Source organism: Haloarcula sp. MBLA0163, assembly GCF_055632435.1.
Genome location: NZ_CM145745.1, coordinates 699749 through 718632, shown reverse-complemented (window position 1 = coordinate 718632; position 18884 = coordinate 699749). Strand labels below are relative to the sequence as shown.

General features: G+C 68.6%; 21 protein-coding genes and 1 tRNA gene. 15 read left to right on the top strand and 7 right to left on the bottom strand.

Annotation, left to right across the window (positions count from 1 at the left end; translation table 11 throughout):
- Nucleotides 1–12 precede the first annotated feature (12 nt).
- Complete coding sequence (locus tag ACV7GQ_RS03715) at nt 13–2607, top strand: PAS domain S-box protein (RefSeq protein WP_470312211.1); 2595 nt, start codon at nt 13–15, stop codon at nt 2605–2607.
- On the opposite strand, the gene ACV7GQ_RS03710 is transcribed toward ACV7GQ_RS03715, so the two are convergent.
- The gene (locus tag ACV7GQ_RS03710) at nt 2582–3244 is read right to left on the bottom strand and encodes a TVP38/TMEM64 family protein (RefSeq protein WP_470312210.1); all 663 of its coding nucleotides are present in this window, start codon (nt 3242–3244) and stop codon (nt 2582–2584) included. The genes ACV7GQ_RS03715 and ACV7GQ_RS03710 overlap by 26 nt on opposite strands.
- A 74-nt stretch (nt 3245–3318) precedes the next feature.
- Here ACV7GQ_RS03710 and ACV7GQ_RS03705 point away from each other — a divergent pair, with 74 nt between their 5' ends.
- Complete coding sequence (locus ACV7GQ_RS03705; protein ID WP_470312209.1) at nt 3319–3687, top strand: DUF5830 family protein; 369 nt, start codon at nt 3319–3321, stop codon at nt 3685–3687.
- Between the two features lie 34 nt (nt 3688–3721).
- Here the strand turns inward: ACV7GQ_RS03705 and ACV7GQ_RS03700 are convergent, their stop codons facing one another.
- Nucleotides 3722–4699 carry a DUF7115 domain-containing protein gene (locus tag ACV7GQ_RS03700; protein ID WP_470312208.1) on the bottom strand — a complete coding sequence of 326 codons (978 nt, stop codon included), beginning with the start codon at nt 4697–4699 and terminating at the stop codon, nt 3722–3724.
- Between the two features lie 134 nt (nt 4700–4833).
- Between ACV7GQ_RS03700 and ACV7GQ_RS03695 the strand changes: the two genes are divergently transcribed.
- Nucleotides 4834–4977, top strand: a tRNA-Met gene (locus tag ACV7GQ_RS03695).
- A 74-nt stretch (nt 4978–5051) separates the two neighbouring features.
- Here ACV7GQ_RS03695 and ACV7GQ_RS03690 read toward each other — a convergent pair.
- Nucleotides 5052–5432 (bottom strand): nuclear transport factor 2 family protein, encoded by a 381-nt coding sequence (locus ACV7GQ_RS03690; protein WP_470312207.1) that lies wholly within the window; start codon nt 5430–5432, stop codon nt 5052–5054.
- A 74-nt stretch (nt 5433–5506) separates the two neighbouring features.
- Here ACV7GQ_RS03690 and ACV7GQ_RS03685 point away from each other — a divergent pair, with 74 nt between their 5' ends.
- Both ACV7GQ_RS03685 and ACV7GQ_RS03680 read left to right on the top strand, forming a co-directional pair.
- The gene (locus ACV7GQ_RS03685) at nt 5507–6547 is read left to right on the top strand and encodes a zinc-dependent alcohol dehydrogenase family protein (RefSeq protein ID WP_470312206.1); all 1041 of its coding nucleotides are present in this window, start codon (nt 5507–5509) and stop codon (nt 6545–6547) included.
- 60 nt (nt 6548–6607) lie between these two features.
- On the top strand, nt 6608–7834 hold the full coding sequence (locus ACV7GQ_RS03680; RefSeq protein ID WP_470312205.1) for an FAD-dependent oxidoreductase: 1227 nt from the start codon (nt 6608–6610) through the stop codon (nt 7832–7834).
- An 8-nt stretch (nt 7835–7842) separates the two neighbouring features.
- Here the strand turns inward: ACV7GQ_RS03680 and ACV7GQ_RS03675 are convergent, their stop codons facing one another.
- Nucleotides 7843–8430 (bottom strand): HalX domain-containing protein, encoded by a 588-nt coding sequence (locus tag ACV7GQ_RS03675; protein ID WP_470312204.1) that lies wholly within the window; start codon nt 8428–8430, stop codon nt 7843–7845.
- 149 nt (nt 8431–8579) lie between these two features.
- Here ACV7GQ_RS03675 and ACV7GQ_RS03670 point away from each other — a divergent pair, with 149 nt between their 5' ends.
- From ACV7GQ_RS03670 to ACV7GQ_RS03655, 4 genes are all read left to right on the top strand, one after another.
- Nucleotides 8580–9017 (top strand): pyridoxamine 5'-phosphate oxidase family protein, encoded by a 438-nt coding sequence (locus ACV7GQ_RS03670; protein ID WP_470312203.1) that lies wholly within the window; start codon nt 8580–8582, stop codon nt 9015–9017.
- Nucleotides 9018–9061: 44 nt separating this feature from the next.
- Entirely contained in the window at nt 9062–9478 is a 417-nt protein-coding gene (locus ACV7GQ_RS03665) for a DUF8009 family protein (protein WP_470312202.1), read from the top strand.
- Between the two features lie 203 nt (nt 9479–9681).
- Complete coding sequence (locus ACV7GQ_RS03660; protein ID WP_470312201.1) at nt 9682–9924, top strand: DUF8028 family protein; 243 nt, start codon at nt 9682–9684, stop codon at nt 9922–9924.
- A 93-nt stretch (nt 9925–10017) separates the two neighbouring features.
- Nucleotides 10018–10680, top strand: coding sequence for a ribonuclease H family protein (locus tag ACV7GQ_RS03655; protein ID WP_470312200.1), 663 nt, complete (start codon nt 10018–10020; stop codon nt 10678–10680).
- A gap of 94 nt (nt 10681–10774) precedes the next feature.
- Here the strand turns inward: ACV7GQ_RS03655 and ACV7GQ_RS03650 are convergent, their stop codons facing one another.
- Nucleotides 10775–11665, bottom strand: coding sequence for an NAD-dependent epimerase/dehydratase family protein (locus ACV7GQ_RS03650; protein WP_470312199.1), 891 nt, complete (start codon nt 11663–11665; stop codon nt 10775–10777).
- Between the two features lie 200 nt (nt 11666–11865).
- On the opposite strand from ACV7GQ_RS03650, the gene ACV7GQ_RS03645 reads away from it, so the two are divergent.
- Nucleotides 11866–12108 (top strand): DUF8015 family protein, encoded by a 243-nt coding sequence (locus tag ACV7GQ_RS03645; protein WP_470312198.1) that lies wholly within the window; start codon nt 11866–11868, stop codon nt 12106–12108.
- A 56-nt stretch (nt 12109–12164) separates the two neighbouring features.
- Here ACV7GQ_RS03645 and ACV7GQ_RS03640 read toward each other — a convergent pair whose 3' ends face one another.
- Nucleotides 12165–14417: an NADP-dependent malic enzyme gene (locus ACV7GQ_RS03640; RefSeq protein WP_470312197.1), complete on the bottom strand. Its 2253-nt coding sequence runs from the start codon at nt 14415–14417 to the stop codon at nt 12165–12167.
- A 223-nt stretch (nt 14418–14640) separates the two neighbouring features.
- Here ACV7GQ_RS03640 and ACV7GQ_RS03635 point away from each other — a divergent pair, with 223 nt between their 5' ends.
- The 5 genes from ACV7GQ_RS03635 to ACV7GQ_RS03615 all read left to right on the top strand — a co-directional run bounded on the left by ACV7GQ_RS03635 (nt 14641) and on the right by ACV7GQ_RS03615 (nt 18434).
- Nucleotides 14641–15150: a COX15/CtaA family protein gene (locus ACV7GQ_RS03635; RefSeq protein WP_470312196.1), complete on the top strand. Its 510-nt coding sequence runs from the start codon at nt 14641–14643 to the stop codon at nt 15148–15150.
- A gap of 93 nt (nt 15151–15243) precedes the next feature.
- Entirely contained in the window at nt 15244–16035 is a 792-nt protein-coding gene (locus tag ACV7GQ_RS03630; RefSeq protein WP_470312195.1) for a basic amino acid ABC transporter substrate-binding protein, read from the top strand.
- A gap of 4 nt (nt 16036–16039) precedes the next feature.
- Nucleotides 16040–16714 carry an amino acid ABC transporter permease gene (locus ACV7GQ_RS03625; protein WP_470312194.1) on the top strand — a complete coding sequence of 225 codons (675 nt, stop codon included), beginning with the start codon at nt 16040–16042 and terminating at the stop codon, nt 16712–16714.
- On the top strand, nt 16711–17451 hold the full coding sequence (locus ACV7GQ_RS03620) for an amino acid ABC transporter ATP-binding protein (protein WP_470312193.1): 741 nt from the start codon (nt 16711–16713) through the stop codon (nt 17449–17451). Before ACV7GQ_RS03625 ends, ACV7GQ_RS03620 begins: the two co-directional genes overlap by 4 nt.
- Nucleotides 17451–18434: an amino acid ABC transporter permease gene (locus tag ACV7GQ_RS03615; RefSeq protein WP_470312192.1), complete on the top strand. Its 984-nt coding sequence runs from the start codon at nt 17451–17453 to the stop codon at nt 18432–18434. Before ACV7GQ_RS03620 ends, ACV7GQ_RS03615 begins: the two co-directional genes overlap by 1 nt.
- On the opposite strand, the gene ACV7GQ_RS03610 is transcribed toward ACV7GQ_RS03615, so the two are convergent.
- A complete protein-coding gene (locus tag ACV7GQ_RS03610; RefSeq protein ID WP_470312191.1) occupies nt 18435–18821 on the bottom strand; it encodes a cupin domain-containing protein in 387 nt (128 codons plus the stop codon).
- Nucleotides 18822–18884: the final 63 nt, after the last annotated feature.

The window sequence follows — 18884 nt, the reverse complement described above, 5'->3', positions numbered from 1 at the left end:
AGACGTATTACAATGGAAAGCGATGGCGAGATTCGCGTCCTCCACGTCGACGACGAACCGGAGTTCGGGGATGTCGCCGCGATGCATCTGGAACGGGTGGACGAGGACGTCGCCGTCGCCACCGAACAGGACGCCTGTGAGGCGCTCGACCGGCTCCGGTCGGAGCCGTTCGACTGCGTGGTGAGCGACCACGACATGCCGGACATGAACGGTCTGGAGCTCCTGAGGGCGGTCCGCGAGGAGTTCCCCGAGCTGCCGTTCATCCTCTTCACCGGGAAGGGCAACGAGGAGATCGCGAGCGACGCCATCTCGGCCGGCGTGACCGAGTACCTGCAGAAGGACGTCGGCACCGACCAGTACACGGTGCTGGCCAACCGGATCAGACGGGCCGTTGGGGAGAACCGGGCGAAGACGGCCCTCGAGGAGTCGGAGCGACAGCTCTCGACGCTCATCTCGAACCTCCCGGGGATGGTCTACCGTGCACGGAACGAACCCGGGTGGCCCATGGAGTTCGTCAGCGACGGCAGCGAGGAGCTGGTCGGCTACGCGTCGGAGACCATAGAGTCGGGGGAGGTGTCCTGGGGAGACATCATCGTGGACGAGGAGACGGACCGGCTCTGGGAGCAGGTCCAGACCTGCCTCGCCGCCGACGAGCCGTTCGAAGTCACCTACCGGGTCGAGACCGCCGACGGCGAGACGCGCTGGTTCTGGGAGCGCGGCCGGGTCGTCGACACCGACGACGAGGGTGTCGAACTGCTCGAGGGGTTCGTCACGGACATCACCGCCCGGAAGCAGCGCGAGCGCGAACTGGAACAGGAGCGACAGTTCACCGAGACGCTCGTCGACGCCATCGACGACGCGTTCTACCTCGTCAGCCCAGAGGGAGACCTGCTCCGGTGGAACGACACCGTCCTCGACGTGACCGGGTACACGAACGCGGCGCTCGCGTCGATGGACGCGTTCGACCTGGTCCCCGAGACGTACCACGACGAGCTGCTGGACCGACTCGAAGCGGCCGTCGCCGAGGGGCAGGCGACGCTCGAACTGCCCGTGGAGACCAAAGACGGCGAGTTGATCCGCCACGAGTTCCGCGGGTCGCTCATCGAGGACCCCCACGGTGACGTGCTCGGTATCGCCGGCATCGCACGCGACATCACCGAGCGCAAGGCCCGCGAACGGGAACTCGAACAGTACGCGACCCTCGTCGAGAACGTCGGCGACGCGATGTACGTCCTCGACACCGACGGGACGATACAGATGGCCAACGAGGCCATGGCGGACCACCTCGGCTACGACCGCGAGGAGATCGTCGGCGCCGACCCGACGAGTTTCATGCTGCCGGAGGACGTCGAGACGGCGAGGGAGATAATCCAGGACCTGCTGTCGAACCCCGACCGGACGTGGGCCACGTTCGAGATGCGCACCGTCGACGCCGACGGGAACCGGACGGTGAACGAGGACAAGGTCGCCCCACTGGTGAACGACGAGGGGGAGTTCGTCGGGTCCGTCGGCGTCATCCGGGACATCACGGAGCGGATCGAACGCGAACGGGAACTCGAACGCTACGAGACCATCGTCGAGGCCGTCGACGACCCGGTCTACACGCTCGACGACGAGGGCGTGTTCACGTTCGTCAACGAGGCCATCGAACCGATGACCGGCTACAGCCCCGAGGCGCTCGTCGGCCGGCACATCGGCGTCATCATGACCGACGAGGGACTGGAGCGCGGTGAACAGGTCGTACAGGACCTGCTGGCCGGCGAGGCGGCCGACAGCGCCACGCTGGAGATGGACGTGGTGACGCGGGACGGCGAGAGGATCCCCTCGGAGAACAACATGGCGCTGCTGCCGGCCCCCGAGGGCGAGTTCGCGGGGACGGCCGGCGTCGTCCGCGATATCGCGGAGCGGAAGGAGCGCGAAGAGCGCCTCGCCGAGTTCGCGTCCGTCGTCAGTCACGACCTCAGGAACCCGCTCAACGTCGTGCAGGGGCGCATCGCGCTGGCCGAGGAGACCGGCGACGTCGACCACATCGGCGACGCGGCAGAGGCGGCCGACCGGATGGAGCGGCTCATCGACGACCTGCTGTCGCTGGCCAGACAGGGCCAGACCGTCGGCACGACGGAGCACGTCGACGTCGGGACCGCCGCCGAGCAGGCGTGGGCCAACGTCGATACCGACGGGGCGGCGCTGGAGTGTGCCGACACGACGACGGTCGAGGCCGACCCGGCCCGCCTGCGCGAACTGCTTGAGAACCTCTTCCGGAACAGTATCGAACACAGCGACGCGAGCGGCCGCGTCGAGGGCGGCGCCGACCGACCGGCCGGGAGCGACGAGTCAGCGGCGACGGCCGTGACCGTGACCGTCGACACGATGACCGACGGGGCGTCGCCCACCGGTTTCGCTGTCGCCGACGACGGGCCGGGAATACCGCCGTCGAAACGCGAGCGGATCTTCGAGCGCGGCTACACGACCAGCGAGAGCGGGACCGGGTTCGGTCTCGCCATCGTCGAGGACATCGCGACCGCCCACGGGTGGTCGGTCGACGCGAGCGAGAGTGCGGCCGGCGGCGCACGCTTCGAGTTCAGGACGACTCCGGCCGACCGCTGAAGTGCCGGTAGGTCGGGCCGGCGAGCACCAGCACCGCCATCGCGCCGAACAGGGCCAGGAGGTGCGGCAGCGCCTCGATCGACAGGCCGGTCAGCGTGAGCGACCGCATCGACGCGCCGGCGATCACCTCGACGGCGACCCACGGAATCTCGCCGAGGAACGTGCCGACGACGAACGCCCGGGTCGAGACGTCGGCGAAGCCAGCGCCGTAGGACACCGGGTCGGCCGGGACCGGCGAGAGGCGGGCGGCGAGGACGCCCCGCGTCTCTCCGGTCACCGACATGATCCGCTGGCCGGACTCGCCCAGCCAGCCGAACATCCCGCCCTGTTCGCCCGCCTTCTGTGCGAAGCGATAGGGGATGAGACAGGTGACGAGGGCGCCCATCAGCGCGACGGGGAACCCCCACTCGACGCCGAGGACGAAGCCGACGAACGCCGACAGCGGCATCGTCGGCCACGCGAACAGCGGCCGGACGAGGTAGAGCGCGACGATGAGGCCCGCCAGATACACGGGGTGGTCCGCCAGATGCATCGCCTCTGCGATGATGCGGGCCGGCGAGAGAATCAGGGCGGCCACGGCGACGACGGCCGCGAGTGCGGCCGACCCCAGCACCTGCCGCTTCACCAGACGGTCCATCTACCCGAGACAGAGACAGCGAGCGGCAAACCTCTTGTGGTAAGCGTTAATCCGGTGGCGGACGAGATGCCGCCGTGGACGACGCCGACAGCGACCCCGTCGAACTCGGGGTGGAACTGCTCGCCCACCTCGAACAGGAGGCACTCTCGGTGGCCGAGGCCATGGACCGCATCGAGACGGTGACGACCAACCCCGGCCTCCAGCGCGAGATACTCGACACCGCGGCGATGCGCGGCGTCATCGACCGCGAGGACGGCCTCGTGCGCCCCCGGACGCGGGGCACCTACGTCAGCTTCGAGGGCGACGTGGTGGTCCGCGAGGGCGACTTCTCCTGTGAGCGCTGCGGCGCGAGCATCTCGACGGGCCACTTCGTCCAGTTCGACGGCGGCGAGCTCGGCCCGTTCGGGTCGACCTGCATCAGGAAGGTGCTGGGACGGGAGTAGCGGGTGGCGACCCTCGCGGGCCGTGACCGCGGCCTCAGCGGCCCTGTCGGAGCTCCTTGATGAGCGTCTTGATGGTCTCCTCTTGACTCTCGATGCGCTCGTTCTGGCGTTCGACGGCGGCCGTGAGCTCGGCGACCTGCTGTTCGAGGGCCTCGATGTCGCCGGCGCTGTCGGCCGACGCGGACGGCTGGACCGGCGACTCGGTCGTCTGCTCGGCGTCGGTCGTCGACGACTGGTGCTGTGTCGCGGCCGCGGCGGACTGCGTGGGGCGCTGCTCGGACTGGTCCTCGTCGGCCCCCTCGTCGTCGCCGACGAGCGGGTCGATGCCCGATTCGAGGCCGAGGCCGCCGCCGGCGTCGCTCCCCTCTTCGGGGTCGGTGCCGACCTTCGCGTTCAGGTCGGCCAGCGAGGACACGTCGTGGAAGGCAAAGAGCGCCTCCTGCAGGGTCTTGCGGACCTTCGGGGCCTGCTCGGCCGGCGCCTTGATTCGTTCGGGCCGGTCGTTCACGCCGAGGACGATTGCCGTGGCGACGCTCCCCTCCTCGAAGTCGAGGCCGGTGACGTCCTCGAAGGCGTAGGCCTCGTAGTCGGCGTCCCACGTGACGTTGCCCAGGTGTTTCAGCAGTCGCGTGTCGGTGACGACCAGCGTGAGTTCGCTGAACCGGAAGACGCCGGTGACGCTCTCGTCGGCGGCGATGCCGTTCGAGACGCGGAGCGTGCCCTCCAGCAGGCGTTCGAGGACGGTCCCCGCGCGGTCGTTCGGGACGCCGAAGTCACGCTTCTCGTCGGTGTAGTACAGCGTGAACTTGGTCTTGCGCCGGCCTTCGGATATCGTCAGTCGCTCGAAGTCGTGGGGGTGTGCAGCGACCTTCTCGTCGCTGAGCAGCCCCTCGCCGCGGTAGACGAGCGTCCGGGTCGGCGTGAAACACACTGCGTCCTCGTCACCGAGGTTGACGCCGGCCTGGATCTCCTCGTCCCCGAGTTCCTGCCGGACGAGGTCGGGAATCTCCATGCAGGGTGCATACTAGCGTGATGGCTTAAATCCGTGGGTCCCCCGAGTGACCGGCCGCCGTGGGAGAGTCCCACAGCCCCACGGCAGATGAGAACCTTCAAGACGGCAAGCGGCCAACGACCGAGTGCACTCGCGCCCGGGTGGCTTAGCTGGACATAGCGCCGCACTCATAGGGTCTTACGACTCATGCGGTACCAACCGGCATGACCCGAGGGGTGCTCGTCACGCCCCGGACCTGGGTTATGCGGAGATCGAGGGTTCGGAGCCCTCCCCGGGCATACTTTGTCTGTGGCTCGCATCGGCGAGCGACTGCGCTCGGTCTGTGAGCGGACGCGTCGCGAACGGCGTGGCCTCAGAGGTCCGCCGCGACGCTGACGTGCATCCCGACGAACCGCCAGTCGCCGTCGCGGTGTTCGAGCGTCCCGCTCCAGCGCGTGAACCACTCGTGGTGGGCGTCACCCTCGTCCCACGACAGCGCCACGACGTCGCTGAACCACGCCACGCTGTCGCGCTCCGTGACCCGGAGGTCGTGGCTGTCGACGGTCCAGTCGGACGTCGAGGCCGTCTGGTCGCGGAGCCCCGTCTGGATGGCGTCGGACCCGACCAACCGCTCGGAGACGCCGAACTTCACGATCGGGTCGTCCGCCGGCCGGTCGTCGGCGAAGAAGGTGTCCAGCGGCGCACCGTGGCGTAGCGAGTCGTAGTAGTCGTGGATCGTCGCTCGGGCGTCCATGTGCGGGCGTAGCGCTCGACGGCCCTTATCCCTGCGGGGCGAACGGTTTTCCACGGGCGGGCCGAACGCCGGGTATGCGCGCAGCCATCTTTCGCGGTCCCGGCGAGATAACCGTCGAAGAGGTCCCGAAACCCGAGGTCGAGTCGCCGACCGACGCCGTCGTCCGTGTGACGCACACGGCGGTCTGTGGCTCCGACCTGTGGTTCTACCGCGGGGAGAGCGACCGGGAGGAGGGCTCCCGCGTCGGTCACGAACCGATGGGCATCGTGGAGGCGGTCGGCGAGGACGTCCGCTCGGTCGAACCCGGCGACCGGGTGTTCGCGCCCTTCCTCGTCAGCTGCGGACGCTGCGAGTTCTGTCGGAAGGGCCTGCACACGTCCTGCGTGAACGGCGACTCGTGGGGCGGCGACAACGGTGGCGGACAGGGCGAGTACGTCCGCGCGCCCGAGGCCGACGGTACCCTCGTCCGGGTGCCGGACCGACACGCCGACGACGAGGCCACGCTGGAGGCGTTGCTGCCGCTGACCGACGTGATGGGCACCGGTCACCACGCGGCCGTGAGCGCGGGCGTCGACGAGGGCGACACCTGCATCGTCGTCGGCGACGGCGCGGTCGGTCTCTGTGGCGTCCTCGCCGCGCGTCGGCTCGGCGCCGAGCGCATCGTCGCGATGGGCCACCACGAGGACCGACTGGAGCTGGCCCGTGAGTTCGGCGCCACCGAGACCATCAGCGCCCGCGGCGAGGCGGCCGTCGAACAGGCCCGAGAGACGACCTACGGCGGTGCGACCCACGTGTTGGAGTGCGTCGGCGCCGCGTCGGCGATGGAGACGGCCATCGACGTCTGTCGACCGGGCGGGACCGTCGGCTACGTCGGCGTCCCGCACGGCGTGAACGAGGACGGCCTCGACCTCTTCGGGATGTTCGGCGACAACATCTCGCTCAGCGGCGGCGTGGCGCCGGTCCGGGCCTACGCCGAGGACCTGATGGCCGACGTGTTGCAGGGGACGCTCGACCCGTCGCCCATCTTCACGAAGACGGTCGACCTGGACGGCGTCCCGGAGGGGTACCGCGCGATGGACGAACGTGACGCCATCAAGGTGCTCGTCAAACCGTAGGGCGTGCCGGGCGGTCGGGCCGAGCGCTAGACCCATGTGTTTCCAGACCAACACCTAGTGATGACACGCACTACCACAGTACTGGTCGTCGGCGGCGGTGCGACCGGTGTCGGTGTCGCCCGTGACCTCTCGCTGCGGGGCGTCGACGTGACGCTGGCCGAGCGCGGCGGCCTCGCCAGCGGCACCTCCGGTCGCTCGCACGGCCTCCTGCACAGCGGTGCGCGCTACGCGGAGGCCGACGCGACGGGCGCCGAGGAGTGTATCGAGGAGAACCGTGTCCTCAGAGACATCGCGGGCGAGTGCATCCGCGACACCGGCGGCCTGTTCGTGCAGTTGCCCGGCGACGACCCGGACTACTTCGAGGCGAAACGCGACGCCTGCGAGGCCGTCGGCATCGAGACGGCAGAACTCGACCCGGACGCCGCCCGCGAGCTGGTCCCGGACCTGACCGACGACGTCGAGCGTGCGATGCGGGTACCCGACGCCGTCATCTACCCCTCGCGCCTCGTCGCCGCGAACGCGGCCGACGCCGAGGCCAACGGCGCGACGATCCACCCGCACGCCCCGCTCGAGTCGCTGACCGTCACCGACGGGCGGGTGACGACCGCAACGCTCGGCGGCGACGCCGACGAGACGGTCGCGCCCGACTACGTCGTCAACGCGGCCGGTGCCTGGGCGGGACAGGTCGCGGCGAAGGCCGGCCTCGACGTCGAGATGGCGCCCGCACGCGGCGTGATGGTCTCCGTGGAGTACGACGCGCTCGGCCCGGTGTTGAACCGGTGTCGGGACCCGGACGACGGCGATATCGTCGTCCCGCACGAGGACGAGGCGGTGCTGGGCACGACGAGCGTCCCCGTCTCGGACCCCGACGACTACGAGAGAGCCGAGTGGGAGGTCGAGCGGTCAGTCGAGGAGTGTGCGGCGATGTTGCCGCCGGTCGCCGACGCCCCTGAGGTCCGGACGTGGTGGGGGGTCAGACCGCTGTACGCCCCCGACGAGGGCGAGGGCGACCGGCGTGGTATCTCGCGGGGGTTCTTCAGGCTGGACCACGCCGCGGACGGCGTCGAGAACCTGGTCAGCGTCGTCGGCGGGAAGCTGACGACCTACCGGCAGATGGCCGAGAGCACGACCGACCTCGTCTGCGACCGACTGGACGTCGACGCCGACTGCGAGACGGCGACGCGACGGCTCCCCGGGGCCGACGACGCCGACAGACTCGACTCGTTCGTCGCGAGATACGACGGGCAGGGGCCGACCGACGCAGACGTGGTCTCGAGCCCCCGGTAGGGACCGGGTCAGCCGCCGAAGTCGCGGAACGCGGCTTCGAAGTCGTCGAACTCGGAGACGGTCTGGTCGGCCTGCCGGCGGAGTTCCTCGACGCGCTGTGAGACCTCGTGGTACTCCTCGTGGGCGTCGAGTTCGGCGGCGTTCTTCTCGGACTCGAGCGTCGCCTTCTTCGAGGCCATGGCGAAGTACTGCTTGAGGTGGTCGTCGTAGGAGTCACGGACGAGCATCTCGCCGACGACGTCGAGGAGGTCGTCGCGGTCGACCGGTTTCGTCAGGTAGTCGTCGAACGGCATCTCGACGATGTCGAAGTCCGGGTCGACGGCGGTGACCATCACGACGCGGCAGTCGATACCCCGGTCGTCGATAGCGTCGAGGACGTCGTCGCCCGACATCCCCGGCATCTGCCGGTCCAGGAAGACGACGTCGACGCCCGCGTCGAGTTTCTCCAGTGCGGTCTGGCCGTCGTGGGCGCTCAGAACGTCGTGGTCTCGCTGCAGCCACGTCGTGTACAGTTCGGCCACGTCGCGTTCGTCGTCGACCACGAGCACGGTCGCCGTCGCAGTTCGGGTTCCCACGTGCACACTTTCTCTCTCCATCGTCGTGTCCCGCCCGGCTGTTCTGGTCTCGTTCTTGCCGGATAGCTGTAATAAATCCACCTCTCGGATTATCAGTGGTGATTCTGAAACCGGTGGACCGAGGGGAGCCACCCCAGAGCAGTTTACGACGGCCGACCTATCGGCACCCGATGGTCTCTGTCACGGGTCCGTGGTCCACCGACGAACTCACCGACTTCCTCGAGACGACGACGGTGCCGATCAGACTGGGCTGTCGGCGGCCGCAGGGCGACCCCTGGATGCTCTCGCTGTGGTATCGCTACGAGGACGGCACGATACGGTGTGCGACCGCCGCCGACGCCGACGTCGTCCGCTATCTGGAGCACGACGACGTCGTCAGCTTCGAGGTGTCGACCAACGACCCCCCGTACCGTGGCGTCAGGGGCAACGGGAGCGCGTCGGTCGCGCCGGACGACGACAAGGAGACGCTCCGGGCCCTCATGGACCGGTACCTCGGCGGGACCGACTCGCCCCTGGCCGAGCGGCTCCTCTCCCCGGACCGACGCGAGGTGACCATCACGATAACGCCGGACCGGCTGCACTCGTGGGACTACAGCGACCGGATGTGAACCGATGCGTCGGGGCTTTGTGGCTGGCCGTCGTACAGCCGTCGATGTCACCCGACCCGTCGGTCGTTCGCTCGCTGGCCGTCAGCGCCGACGACCTCGTCGCGGCACTGGAGGCGACCACCCGTGACGGTCCGGAGACGGTGCTCCGGGCCACGCCGCCGTACAGCGGTCGGATGCGGGCCCGTCTCCACGTGGTACAGGCGGACGAGGACGGCGACGAGACGCTCCACGTCCCCCCGGAGCGGTTGGTGGCCGACGCGGCGCCCCCCTATCCGACGCCCGACGACACCGCCGACGAGCTCCGCGCCGACGCCGAGAGGACCTACTCCGTGGAGCGCCATCGGACCTACCACGAACGGCGCGTCGACGAGTGGCGAGCGGAGATACTCGACCACGTCGTCGAGACGGTGACGGTGCCGGCTGTAGACCAGGAACTTACCGTCTCTATATTGGGGCCGTGAGAGACGGCGGCGTCCGTACCGTTCCGTAGTGCTATAGAACCACCGTCCACGGGGAGAGAGCGGTTTCTAAAAGGTCTCCGTGCCTCTGACCGGGTCGTGAAACGTCGGGCCGTCGCGGGGCTTCGCGTGAAACGAGACGAAATCGGGCGAAGGCTCTCGCGGTTATAAGCCGGTCTCCGTGCTACGGGTGAGCAGGTCACCCCATGTCGAGTTCGTCAGCACACGAACTGTTCGCCCGCCTCGACGAAACGGTCCCGAACGTTCCCCAGACCCTCCTCGAGTCCCTCCGTGGCATCGCCTTCTGGACAGCCATCGCCCTCCCGTTCCTCTACCTCCCCCTGCTGGCCTCCGGCCTGCAGACCCCGGCGGTCAGGACGGCCTTCGCCGCACTGGTCGCCTGCAACGCCGTCGCGCTGCTCCTCGGGCACTCGTACGCCCGGGAGTGAGACGACGGGAGTGGCCGCGCTCGGTCCCCTCGCGGCGTCTCACTCGGTGAGTCGGGGCCACATATTTATAATCCCAGTCGTCTAAAGGGTCGTATGGCCGCTTACGGCCGGCCGACCTTACGAGATTTGTTCGACGAGTCACCGACGCCGCACATCGCGCACCCCCCTCGCAGCCACCACCGGGATTTCTACATCGCCACAGACGGGTCGTTCCGACAGCACGGCGTCGACCCCGTCGCGGGCGACGGCGGCCCGACGGAGCGCGGTGGCCTCGGCGTCGTCGTCGAGACGCTCGACGGCGAGCGAGTCGTCCGCCTCTCGGTACCGGACAACGCGCCGGACAACAACGTCGCCGAGTACCGGGCGCTCCACCTCGGGCTGGACGTCCTCGCGACACGGGCGCCGGCCGACGCCCGCGTCGGCCTGCTCATCGACCACGACCAGCTCGCCGAGAACGTCAACGCCGAGGTGCTGGCGACACACGGGTCGGCCTACGACCCGCCCCACAGCGTCTCGGTGCCGCCGGCGACCGGCCTCCACTGGCGCGGCATCCAGGCCCGCGTCAACAGCTTCGGCGAGGTCCGGGCGGCCCGCATCTCCAGCGACCGGAACCCGGCCCACCCGCTCGCGAACGCGCCGGACCAGTACGCCCACGTCAACGGCGAACCGGACCGCTGTGTCCTCCCGCGAACCACGTCGACGGACGAGCGCGTGCCGCCGCCCTCCCGGTCCGAGCGCGGCGGCGCCTCGGACTGACCGGTCGCGCGGGTCGGCGACTCAGGCGCGCCCGTAGACGTCGACGGCGCCCGCTCCGCGGCTTATACGACACCTAATCGACCGCGACCACCCGTCACTCGAGCGAGCGCCAGCGCCACGACGGCGTCCAGTCGAACAGCCGTTCCGCCTTCGCGGTGTCGACCAGCGCGGCGTGGTCTGAGAGGTCCGCCCGAACCTCGGCGTCGGGGAACAGGTCGGCGACTACCGCCTTCGTCGGCGTCGCGGCGCTCGTGTCGGGGGCCGACACCCAGACGCGCTCGTGGCCGTCGAAGCTCGCCTCGACGGTGCGCCGGACGAGGTCGACCACGTCCGAGACGTGCGCGTAGGTGAACAGCGTGTTGCGCTGGGTGTGGAGCGCGTCGGCCGCCCGGAGGCCGTCGAGCGTCCGGTCGGCCTCGACGAACGCCTCGCGGGCCAGCTCGTCGTCGACGACCCACGGGAACCGCAGGGAGGTGATGGTGCGGGGTCGGTCGTCGGCCCGTCGCGCGAACCCGTCGGCGATAGTCTCCAGCGTCTGCTTGCCCACCCCGTAGGCCGTCGACGGGGTGAGTCGGTGGGACTCGTCGACCGGGAGGTAGTCGACGGTGATGGGGTCCGGTTCGAAGCCGCCGCCGATGGCGCTGAAGCTCGACGCGAGCGTCACCGTCTCGACGCCGAGTTCGCCGGCGGCCTCCAGCACGTGGTACGTGGACATGGCGTTGCTCTCGAACGTGCGGTACCCCGGCGTTCGCTCGGGCGTCGGGAGCATCCCGAGGTGGACGACTGCGTCGGCGTCGCTCTTCGCGAGCGACCCGTACACCTCGCCGGCGTCCAGCAGGTCCGTCGTCAGATACGCGTCCGAGTGCGACTCGTCGGGCTTCCCGCGAGAGAGGTTGACGGTGCGGTACTCCTCCGAACCGAGGTGTTCGAGGACCGCCTGTCCCACTCGGCCGTTGCCGCCGGTGACCGCGACTGTCTCGGGCATACCTCGTCGGTGAGACGCCGACGGGAAAACCTCCGTGGCACGTGTCCGCCAGTATACACTTGTATCGAGTGGAGAGGGGTTAGCACCGCATAAGTTATAGAGACGTTCGTTCGTGACTTCGAAAACGTTCCCCCAACGTCACACAGCTCAAACTTTAAGTGGGAGTGGATGTATAGTATACCCTGGGAGGTGACAGGAAGATGAGTACCAGTAGCAGCAGGACTCGCGGTTCGGACGGACAGTATACGGACCGAACGGCACCGCTACCGTCGGTCTCTCGGTACGACTTCGTGCTCGCTCTCATCCCCACGGCGTTCCTGCTGACGGTCGTCGCCGCCGGACTGGCCGACGTGGCGGTTCCGAAGGCGCTCGCCGCCGGGTCGGTGTTGGCGCTGACGGCCGTCGTCGACGCCCTCTTCCTCAACCCGCCGACAGGGGGGTGACCACTGCCCCGCGTCGCGGTCGGACGTAGCGACGAGACGGCGACTGCGTCGCCGTGCTACTCCTGTTGGGCGTCCACGACCGCCACGCCCGCGAGGTTGACGATGTCCTTGACCTCGTCGCCACGCTGGATGACGTGGACCGGTTTGTCCATGCCGACGAGCATCGGCCCGATGGCCTCGGCGCCACCCAGCCGCTGGAGGAGTTTGTAGCCGATGTTGCCCGCTTCGAGGTTCGGGAAGACGAGCACGTTCGCCGGGTCGTCGAGCTCTGAGAACTCGTAGGTGGTGTTGAGGATGTCCTCGACGACGGCCGTGTCGGCCTGCATCTCCCCGTCGACCGGGAAGTCCACCCGCTCGTCGGCCTGTAGCTTCGCCACGGCCTCGCGGGGTTTGCGGGTGCCCTCGGTGTCGACGCTGCCGAAGTTCGAGTACGACAGCATCGCCGCCCGCGGGTCGACGTTGAAACTGCGGGCCAGTTCGGCGGTGTGACGCGTGACCTCCGCGAGCACGTCGGCGTTCGGGTCCTGGTTGACCGTCGCGTCCGCGCAGAAGATGACCCGGTTCTTGAACGTCAGCATGTACACGCCGGCGGCGTACTCGGCGTCGTCGGCCGTGCCGATGACCTGCAGCGGCGGGCGCAGCGCCGACGGGTAGTGGTGGGTCAACCCCGTCAGCATCGCGTCGGCGTCGCCCATCTCGACCATCACGCTACCCAGATAGTTGCCGTCCCGGACCAGTTCCTCGGCCTCGCGCCGGGTGACGCCCTTGCGCTGGCGGAGTTCGTACAGGCGGTCGGCGTACGCCTCGACGTCCGCTGTCTCGGGGTCGACCACCACGGGGTCGAACTCCAGGCCGAACCGGCGACGGGTCGCCTCTATCTCGTCGGCGTCGCCCAGCAGGACCGGTTGGGCGATGCCCTGTTCGACCAGCTGGTAGGCGGCCCGGATCATCTTCTCGTCGTCGCCCTCCGCGAGGACGACGCGTTTGGGGTCGCTCTTGGCCTTGTTGAGCACGACGCGCATCATCTCGCGGGACTTGCCCAGTCGGGCCTCCAGCCGTTCGACGTAGTCGTCGAGGGCCAGTTCCTTGCGCGCGGCGCCGCTGTCCATGGCTGCTCTGGCGACAGCAGGCGTGACCTCGAACAGCACTCGGGGGTCCAGCGGTTTGGGGATGATGTACTCCGGGCCGAACTGGAGCGGTTGGTCGCCGTACGCTTTAACGACGGCGTCGGGGACGTCCTGCCGGGCGAGGTCGGCCAGCGCCTCGGCAGCGGCGACCTTCATCTCCTCGTTGATCTCGGTGGCGCGCACGTCCAGGGCCCCGCGGAAGATGAACGGGAACCCCAGCACGTTGTTGACCTGGTTGGGGTAGTCCGACCGGCCGGTGGCCATGATGACGGTGTCGTCGCGGGCCTGTTTGGCGGTCTCGTAGTCGATCTCGGGGTCGGGGTTGGCCATCGCGAAGATGACGGGGTCCGAGGCCATGGACTGGACCATCGTCTCGTCGACGATGCCGCCGACGGAGAGGCCGACGAACACGTCGGCCCCGGCCATGGCGTCGGCGAGGTCACCTTCGGGCACGTCGCGGGCGAACTCCCGCTTGAACTGGTTGAGGTCCTCGTGTTGGGCACGGTCCTCGGTGATGATGCCCGAGGAGTCACACATGGTGATGTTCTCCCGCGTCGCGCCCAGCGAGACGTAGAAGCGGGCGGTGGCGATGGCGCTCGCGCCGGCCCCGGAGAAGACGATGTCGAGGTCCGCGAGGTCCTTGTCGGCGATGTCCGCGGCGTTGACGAGCGCGGCCCCCGAGATGATGGCGGTGCCGTGCTGGTCGTCGTGGAACACCGGGATGTCCATCTCCTCGCGGAGGCGTTGCTCGACCTCGAAACACTCGGGGGCGGCGATGTCCTCGAGGTTGATGCCCCCGAAGGTCGGTTCCATCGCCCGGACCGTGTTCACCATCGCGTCGGCGCTGTCGGTGTCCAGTTCGATGTCGAAGACGTCGATATCGGCGAAGCGCTTGAACAGGACGCCCTTCCCCTCCATCACCGGCTTGCCGGCCTCGGGGCCGATGTCGCCCAGTCCGAGGACGGCAGAGCCGTCGGAGACGACGCCGACGAGGTTCCCCTTCGCGGTGTAGGTGAACGCCTTCTCGGGGTTCTTCGCTATCTCTTCACAGGGAGCGGCGACCCCCGGAGAGTACGCCAGCGAGAGGTCACGCTGTGTGTTGGTCGGTTTCGTCGTCGCGATCTCTATCTTGCCGGGCGGGTCACGGCTGTGGTAGTCGAGCGCGTCTTCGTCAAGTCCCATATCGAGACGTCGTCCCCGGTCGTCAAAAAGGCGGGTTTCGCGTCAAACGACGTATCCGACAACAACGCTTGTCGAAATTCTTCGTCGGCACTCTCGCCCTCGACGGCAGTTCCCGCCGCCGTGGCCACGGCCCGCTGGCCGTCGGACGCGTCACTTCGGCGGCGTCGTTCGCCCGTCGGTCACTCAAAGAAGGGGATAAATACGAGCGCACCAAGAATCGAGTATGACCGACCGCTTCCGTCGGCTGCTCACGGCGACGACGGCGATGACCTTCGGGCTCATCCTGCTCGGCGTGTACACCGGTGCTATCGGCGCGGGACTGACCTGCGGGGCGCGGTGGCCGCTCTGTGACGGGTGGATGGGGCTGTTCCCGGCGAACTGGGCGAGTTTCGTCGAGTGGTTCCATCGGCTGGTCGCGATGGTCACCGGGTTCGCCATCCTCGGGTCGGCCGTCGCGGCGTGGCGCGGCGGCTACTCGACCCGGGTGAAGTACGCCACCGCCGTCGCCACCGTCGTCCTCCCCGTCCAGATACTGCTGGGCGCGAACACCATCATCAACTTCGGTGCCACGGCGCAGGTGCTGCACCACGCCGCCGCGCTGACGATTCTGACCGCGCTGGTCGCGGCGACCGCGTGGACGTTCGACGACACCGGGTCGCCCGCCGAAACCAGGTCGGAGGCGGCGACGGGCGACTCGACGGCCGACACGGACGCCAGCCCGAGTTCCGACTGACTGTCCGGTTCCGCCCGTTCTTTTCGAAGAACGTACAACACCGGTAGTAACCGGTTCGTAACACTAATCCCGGCCAGCGACGATGTACCGTCTATGTCAGACAGAGGACTCTCGCGACGACAGTACCTCACCACCGTCGGTGGGACGGCAGTGACGCTCTCGGTCGCCGGTTGCTCCGGCGACGGCGGCAGCGGCGGCGGCAGCGAACAGACCATCACCGCCGGGACCGCCCCGGGGTTCCCGCCGTTCGAGATGAAGGAGGGCGGCGAACTGGTCGGCTTCGACATCGACCTGCTGGAGGCCGTCGTCGAACAGACCGACTACTCCTTCGAGGGCTGGGAGGAGTTCGAGTTCGACTCGCTCATCCCCGCGCTCACCAACAACAACATCGACGTCATCGCGGCCGGGATGACCATCAACGAGAAGCGCGACGAGACCATCGACTTCAGCGACCCGTACTACTCCTCGGACCAGGCCATCGTCGTCCGCGCGGACGGCGACTTCTCGCCGGGGAGCCTCTCGGACCTCGCCGACCGCTCCATCGGTGCCCAGAAGGGGACCACCGGGGAGGGCGTCGTGCAGGACGAACTCGTCGGCGACGAGATAACCGAGAACCAGTACAACGCCTACGACAACTACGTCCTCGCGATACAGGACCTGGAGAACGGCAACGTCGACGCCGTCGTCATCGACGTGCCGGTCGCCAACACGTTCGCGGCGAACCGCCCCGTCGAGGTGGCGTTCGTCTACGAGACGGGCGAGAAGTTCGGCTTCGGCGTCCGCACCGACGACGACGCCCGACAGGAGGCGCTCAACGCCGGCCTCTCGACGGTCCGCGAGGACGGCACCTACGAGGAACTGACCCAGAAGTGGTTCGGCGAGTAGACCGATGTTGCAGGCAGGCGACTGGGCGTTCGTCGTCGGCAACTTCGACTACCTGCTGACCGGCGCGGCCGTCACCGTCGGGCTGACGCTGACCAGCCTCCTGCTCGGCTTCCTGGTCGGGTTCCCGGCGGGAGCCGTCGAGGTGTACGGCGACGGCCTCGCGGAACGGGTCGTGAGCGTCAGCGGCGTCGTCCTGCGCGGGACGCCCATCGTCGTCATCATGCTCGTCCTCTTCTTCGTCGTCTCGATATCGAAGTCGGCGTTCGTGACGGCCACCGTCGGCCTCGGCCTGCGGAGCGCGGCCTACCAGTCACAGATATTCAGGGGGGCGCTCCAGAGCGTCGACGAGGGGCAGATGGAGGCCGCTCGCGCCGTCGGGATGAGCCGGTTCGAGGCCATCCGGTACGTCGTCGTCCCGCAGGCCCTCCGGCGGTCGATGCCCGGGTTCCAGAACGAGTTCACCATCGTCCTGAAGGACACGAGCATCGCCTTCGCCATCGGCCTCGCGGAACTGCTGACGCGTGGCTACGACCTGTTCACGCAGAGCGGGCGGTCAACGGCCGTGCTGGAGGTCTTCGTCGCGATAAGCGCCATCTACTTCGTGCTGACCTTCGGGACGAACCGGGCGCTGGACCGGCTGAGCGACTACTACGCGATTCCGTCGGGTGAGAACGCATGACACTGCTACGAGTCGAGGACGTACACAAGTCCTACGGTGACGAGGAGGTACTGAAGGGCGTCAGCTTCGAGATGGACCGCGGGGACGTCGACGTCCTCATGGGCCCCAGCGGCAGCGGGAAGTCGACGATGCTGCGCTGCATCAACCGGCTGACCGAGATCGACAGCGGCGACGTCTGGCTGGACGGGACGCCGGTCTACGGCCCCGACACCGACGTGAACGAACTCCGGCAGGACGTGGGGATGGTGTTCCAGGACTTCAACCTCTTCGCCCACCTCACCGCGCTGGAGAACATCACGCTCGGCCTCAAACGGGTCCTCGGCATGTCGGCGGCGGAGGCCACCGACCGCGCCGCCGACCACCTCGCACAGGTGGGGCTGGCCGCCCAGGCCGACTCCTACCCCGCCGAACTCTCGGGTGGCCAGCAACAGCGGGTCGGCATCGCCCGCGCGCTGGCGATGGAGCCGAAGCTGATGCTGTTCGACGAACCGACCAGCGCCTTGGACCCCGAACTCGTCGGCGAGGTGGTCGAGGTGATGCGCGACCTCGCCGAGCGCGGGATGACGATGCTCGTCGTCTCCCACGAGATGGGCTTTGCCCGCTCTGCCGCCGACGACATCCACTTCCTCGACAGCGGCCGCATCGTCGAGTCGGGGCCCCCCGAACAGCTGTTCCAGCGGCCGGAACACGACCGCACCAGCGAGTTCCTGACGGGACTCCAGTCGAACGGCCACTGATGAGCGCCGAAGAGCCGTCCGTCGCCGACGAGGTCCGCACCACCGTCACCGTCGACACCGACAGGCCGTGGGCGCTCGTCGGCCTCGCGGCGTTCTGGGGCTGGTTGCTCCTGCGCTGGACGAACGACTTCCTCCTGCCCGACGGGATGGCGTTCCCGAGCGACCAGTCGTTCGTGCCGGCGGCGCCGTTCGCGGCGGCCGCCAAGTCGCTCGGTGCGACCGCCGCCTCGCTGGGCGTCGCCGGCGCGCCGCTGGACGTGGTCGCGGGACTGCTCGGGTTCGTCGCCGGCGCCATCCCCTCGCTCCCCTCGCTCGCCCGCGGCGCGTGGCTCACCATCGTCCTCACCGTCGCCGGCATCGCCTTCGGGTTCGTACTGGCGGTGCCGCTGTCGGTCGCCCGGGTGTACGGCGGCCGCGGGCTGCGGTGGCTCTCGCTGTCGTACACCGAACTCATCCGGGGGACGCCGCTGCTCGCACAGCTGTTCGTGCTGTACTTCGGCCTGCCGCTGACCCAGATAATCCGCGAGGTGCCGGGCGTCGGCGTCGGGTTCGTCCCGGCGACGGCGGTGTGGGTCGCCATCATCGGCTTCACGCTCAACAGCGCGGCGTACCAGGCCGAGTACATCCGGTCGGCGCTGGAGTCCGTCGACGTCGGCCAGCTGACCGCCGCGCGCTCCATCGGCCTCTCGAAGGTGGCGGGCATCCGCTACGTCGTCCTCCCGCAGGGGCTCCGGTACGCCATCCCCGGCTGGTCGAACGAGCTGGTCTACCTCATCAAGTACTCCTCGCTCGCGGCGTTCATCACGGTCCGTGAGCTGTTCTTCCAGGCCGAGTCCATCGCCAACGACACCTTCCGCTACACGGAGCTGTTCGTGCTGGCGGCGCTGTTCTACCTCGCGCTGGTCGTCTCCGCGTCGCTCCTGATGAACATAGTCGAGGAGCGCACGTCCGTCCCCGGCATCGGCGGGAAGCGACAGGCCTGACTACCCGTCGTCTTCGACGACGTAGGCCCCGAAGTCCTCGGCGGTGCCGACCGGCGGCGCACCGAACGCGAGCCAGACGTGCCGCGTCTCGGTGTGATTACAGAGGTTCCTGACGGTGTCCTCGTGGACGCGGACGACGCCGTTCGCCGGTACGTCCTGTACCTCGCCCTCGATGGCTATCTGAGCGTCGGTCAGCGCGACGAACACCTCCTCCTGCCCGTCGTGGGTGTGCGGCGTCGTCACCTCGCCCGGGTCGACGACGACCTGATTGACCCGCATCGCCTCGGCGCCGAGGGGGTCCGTGAGTCGCCGCACGGTCGACTCGCAGGTCTGGAACTGGTCGTCCGGCACCGACTCGGGGTCGACGATGGCGTAGCCGTCGCTCATGGCCGGATCGTGGGCAGGGGGACAGAAACCGACTGGACGGGAGTATTACTGGCGTTTATGTGC

Excerpts from the sequence above, each read along its gene's own strand:
- ACV7GQ_RS03715 (WP_470312211.1), top strand. The coding sequence starts at position 13 with ATGGAAAGCGATGGCGAGATTCGCGTCCTCCACGTCGACGACGAACCG.
- ACV7GQ_RS03710 (WP_470312210.1), bottom strand. The coding sequence starts at position 3,244 with ATGGACCGTCTGGTGAAGCGGCAGGTGCTGGGGTCGGCCGCACTCGCG.
- ACV7GQ_RS03700 (WP_470312208.1), bottom strand. The coding sequence starts at position 4,699 with ATGGAGATTCCCGACCTCGTCCGGCAGGAACTCGGGGACGAGGAGATC.
- ACV7GQ_RS03690 (WP_470312207.1), bottom strand. The coding sequence starts at position 5,432 with ATGGACGCCCGAGCGACGATCCACGACTACTACGACTCGCTACGCCAC.
- ACV7GQ_RS03685 (WP_470312206.1), top strand. The coding sequence starts at position 5,507 with ATGCGCGCAGCCATCTTTCGCGGTCCCGGCGAGATAACCGTCGAAGAG.
- ACV7GQ_RS03680 (WP_470312205.1), top strand. The coding sequence starts at position 6,608 with ATGACACGCACTACCACAGTACTGGTCGTCGGCGGCGGTGCGACCGGT.
- ACV7GQ_RS03675 (WP_470312204.1), bottom strand. The coding sequence starts at position 8,430 with ATGGAGAGAGAAAGTGTGCACGTGGGAACCCGAACTGCGACGGCGACC.
- ACV7GQ_RS03670 (WP_470312203.1), top strand. The coding sequence starts at position 8,580 with ATGGTCTCTGTCACGGGTCCGTGGTCCACCGACGAACTCACCGACTTC.
- ACV7GQ_RS03665 (WP_470312202.1), top strand. The coding sequence starts at position 9,062 with ATGTCACCCGACCCGTCGGTCGTTCGCTCGCTGGCCGTCAGCGCCGAC.
- ACV7GQ_RS03660 (WP_470312201.1), top strand. The coding sequence starts at position 9,682 with ATGTCGAGTTCGTCAGCACACGAACTGTTCGCCCGCCTCGACGAAACG.
- ACV7GQ_RS03655 (WP_470312200.1), top strand. The coding sequence starts at position 10,018 with ATGGCCGCTTACGGCCGGCCGACCTTACGAGATTTGTTCGACGAGTCA.
- ACV7GQ_RS03650 (WP_470312199.1), bottom strand. The coding sequence starts at position 11,665 with ATGCCCGAGACAGTCGCGGTCACCGGCGGCAACGGCCGAGTGGGACAG.
- ACV7GQ_RS03645 (WP_470312198.1), top strand. The coding sequence starts at position 11,866 with ATGAGTACCAGTAGCAGCAGGACTCGCGGTTCGGACGGACAGTATACG.
- ACV7GQ_RS03640 (WP_470312197.1), bottom strand. The coding sequence starts at position 14,417 with ATGGGACTTGACGAAGACGCGCTCGACTACCACAGCCGTGACCCGCCC.
- ACV7GQ_RS03635 (WP_470312196.1), top strand. The coding sequence starts at position 14,641 with ATGACCGACCGCTTCCGTCGGCTGCTCACGGCGACGACGGCGATGACC.
- ACV7GQ_RS03630 (WP_470312195.1), top strand. The coding sequence starts at position 15,244 with ATGTCAGACAGAGGACTCTCGCGACGACAGTACCTCACCACCGTCGGT.
- ACV7GQ_RS03625 (WP_470312194.1), top strand. The coding sequence starts at position 16,040 with ATGTTGCAGGCAGGCGACTGGGCGTTCGTCGTCGGCAACTTCGACTAC.
- ACV7GQ_RS03620 (WP_470312193.1), top strand. The coding sequence starts at position 16,711 with ATGACACTGCTACGAGTCGAGGACGTACACAAGTCCTACGGTGACGAG.
- ACV7GQ_RS03615 (WP_470312192.1), top strand. The coding sequence starts at position 17,451 with ATGAGCGCCGAAGAGCCGTCCGTCGCCGACGAGGTCCGCACCACCGTC.
- ACV7GQ_RS03610 (WP_470312191.1), bottom strand. The coding sequence starts at position 18,821 with ATGAGCGACGGCTACGCCATCGTCGACCCCGAGTCGGTGCCGGACGAC.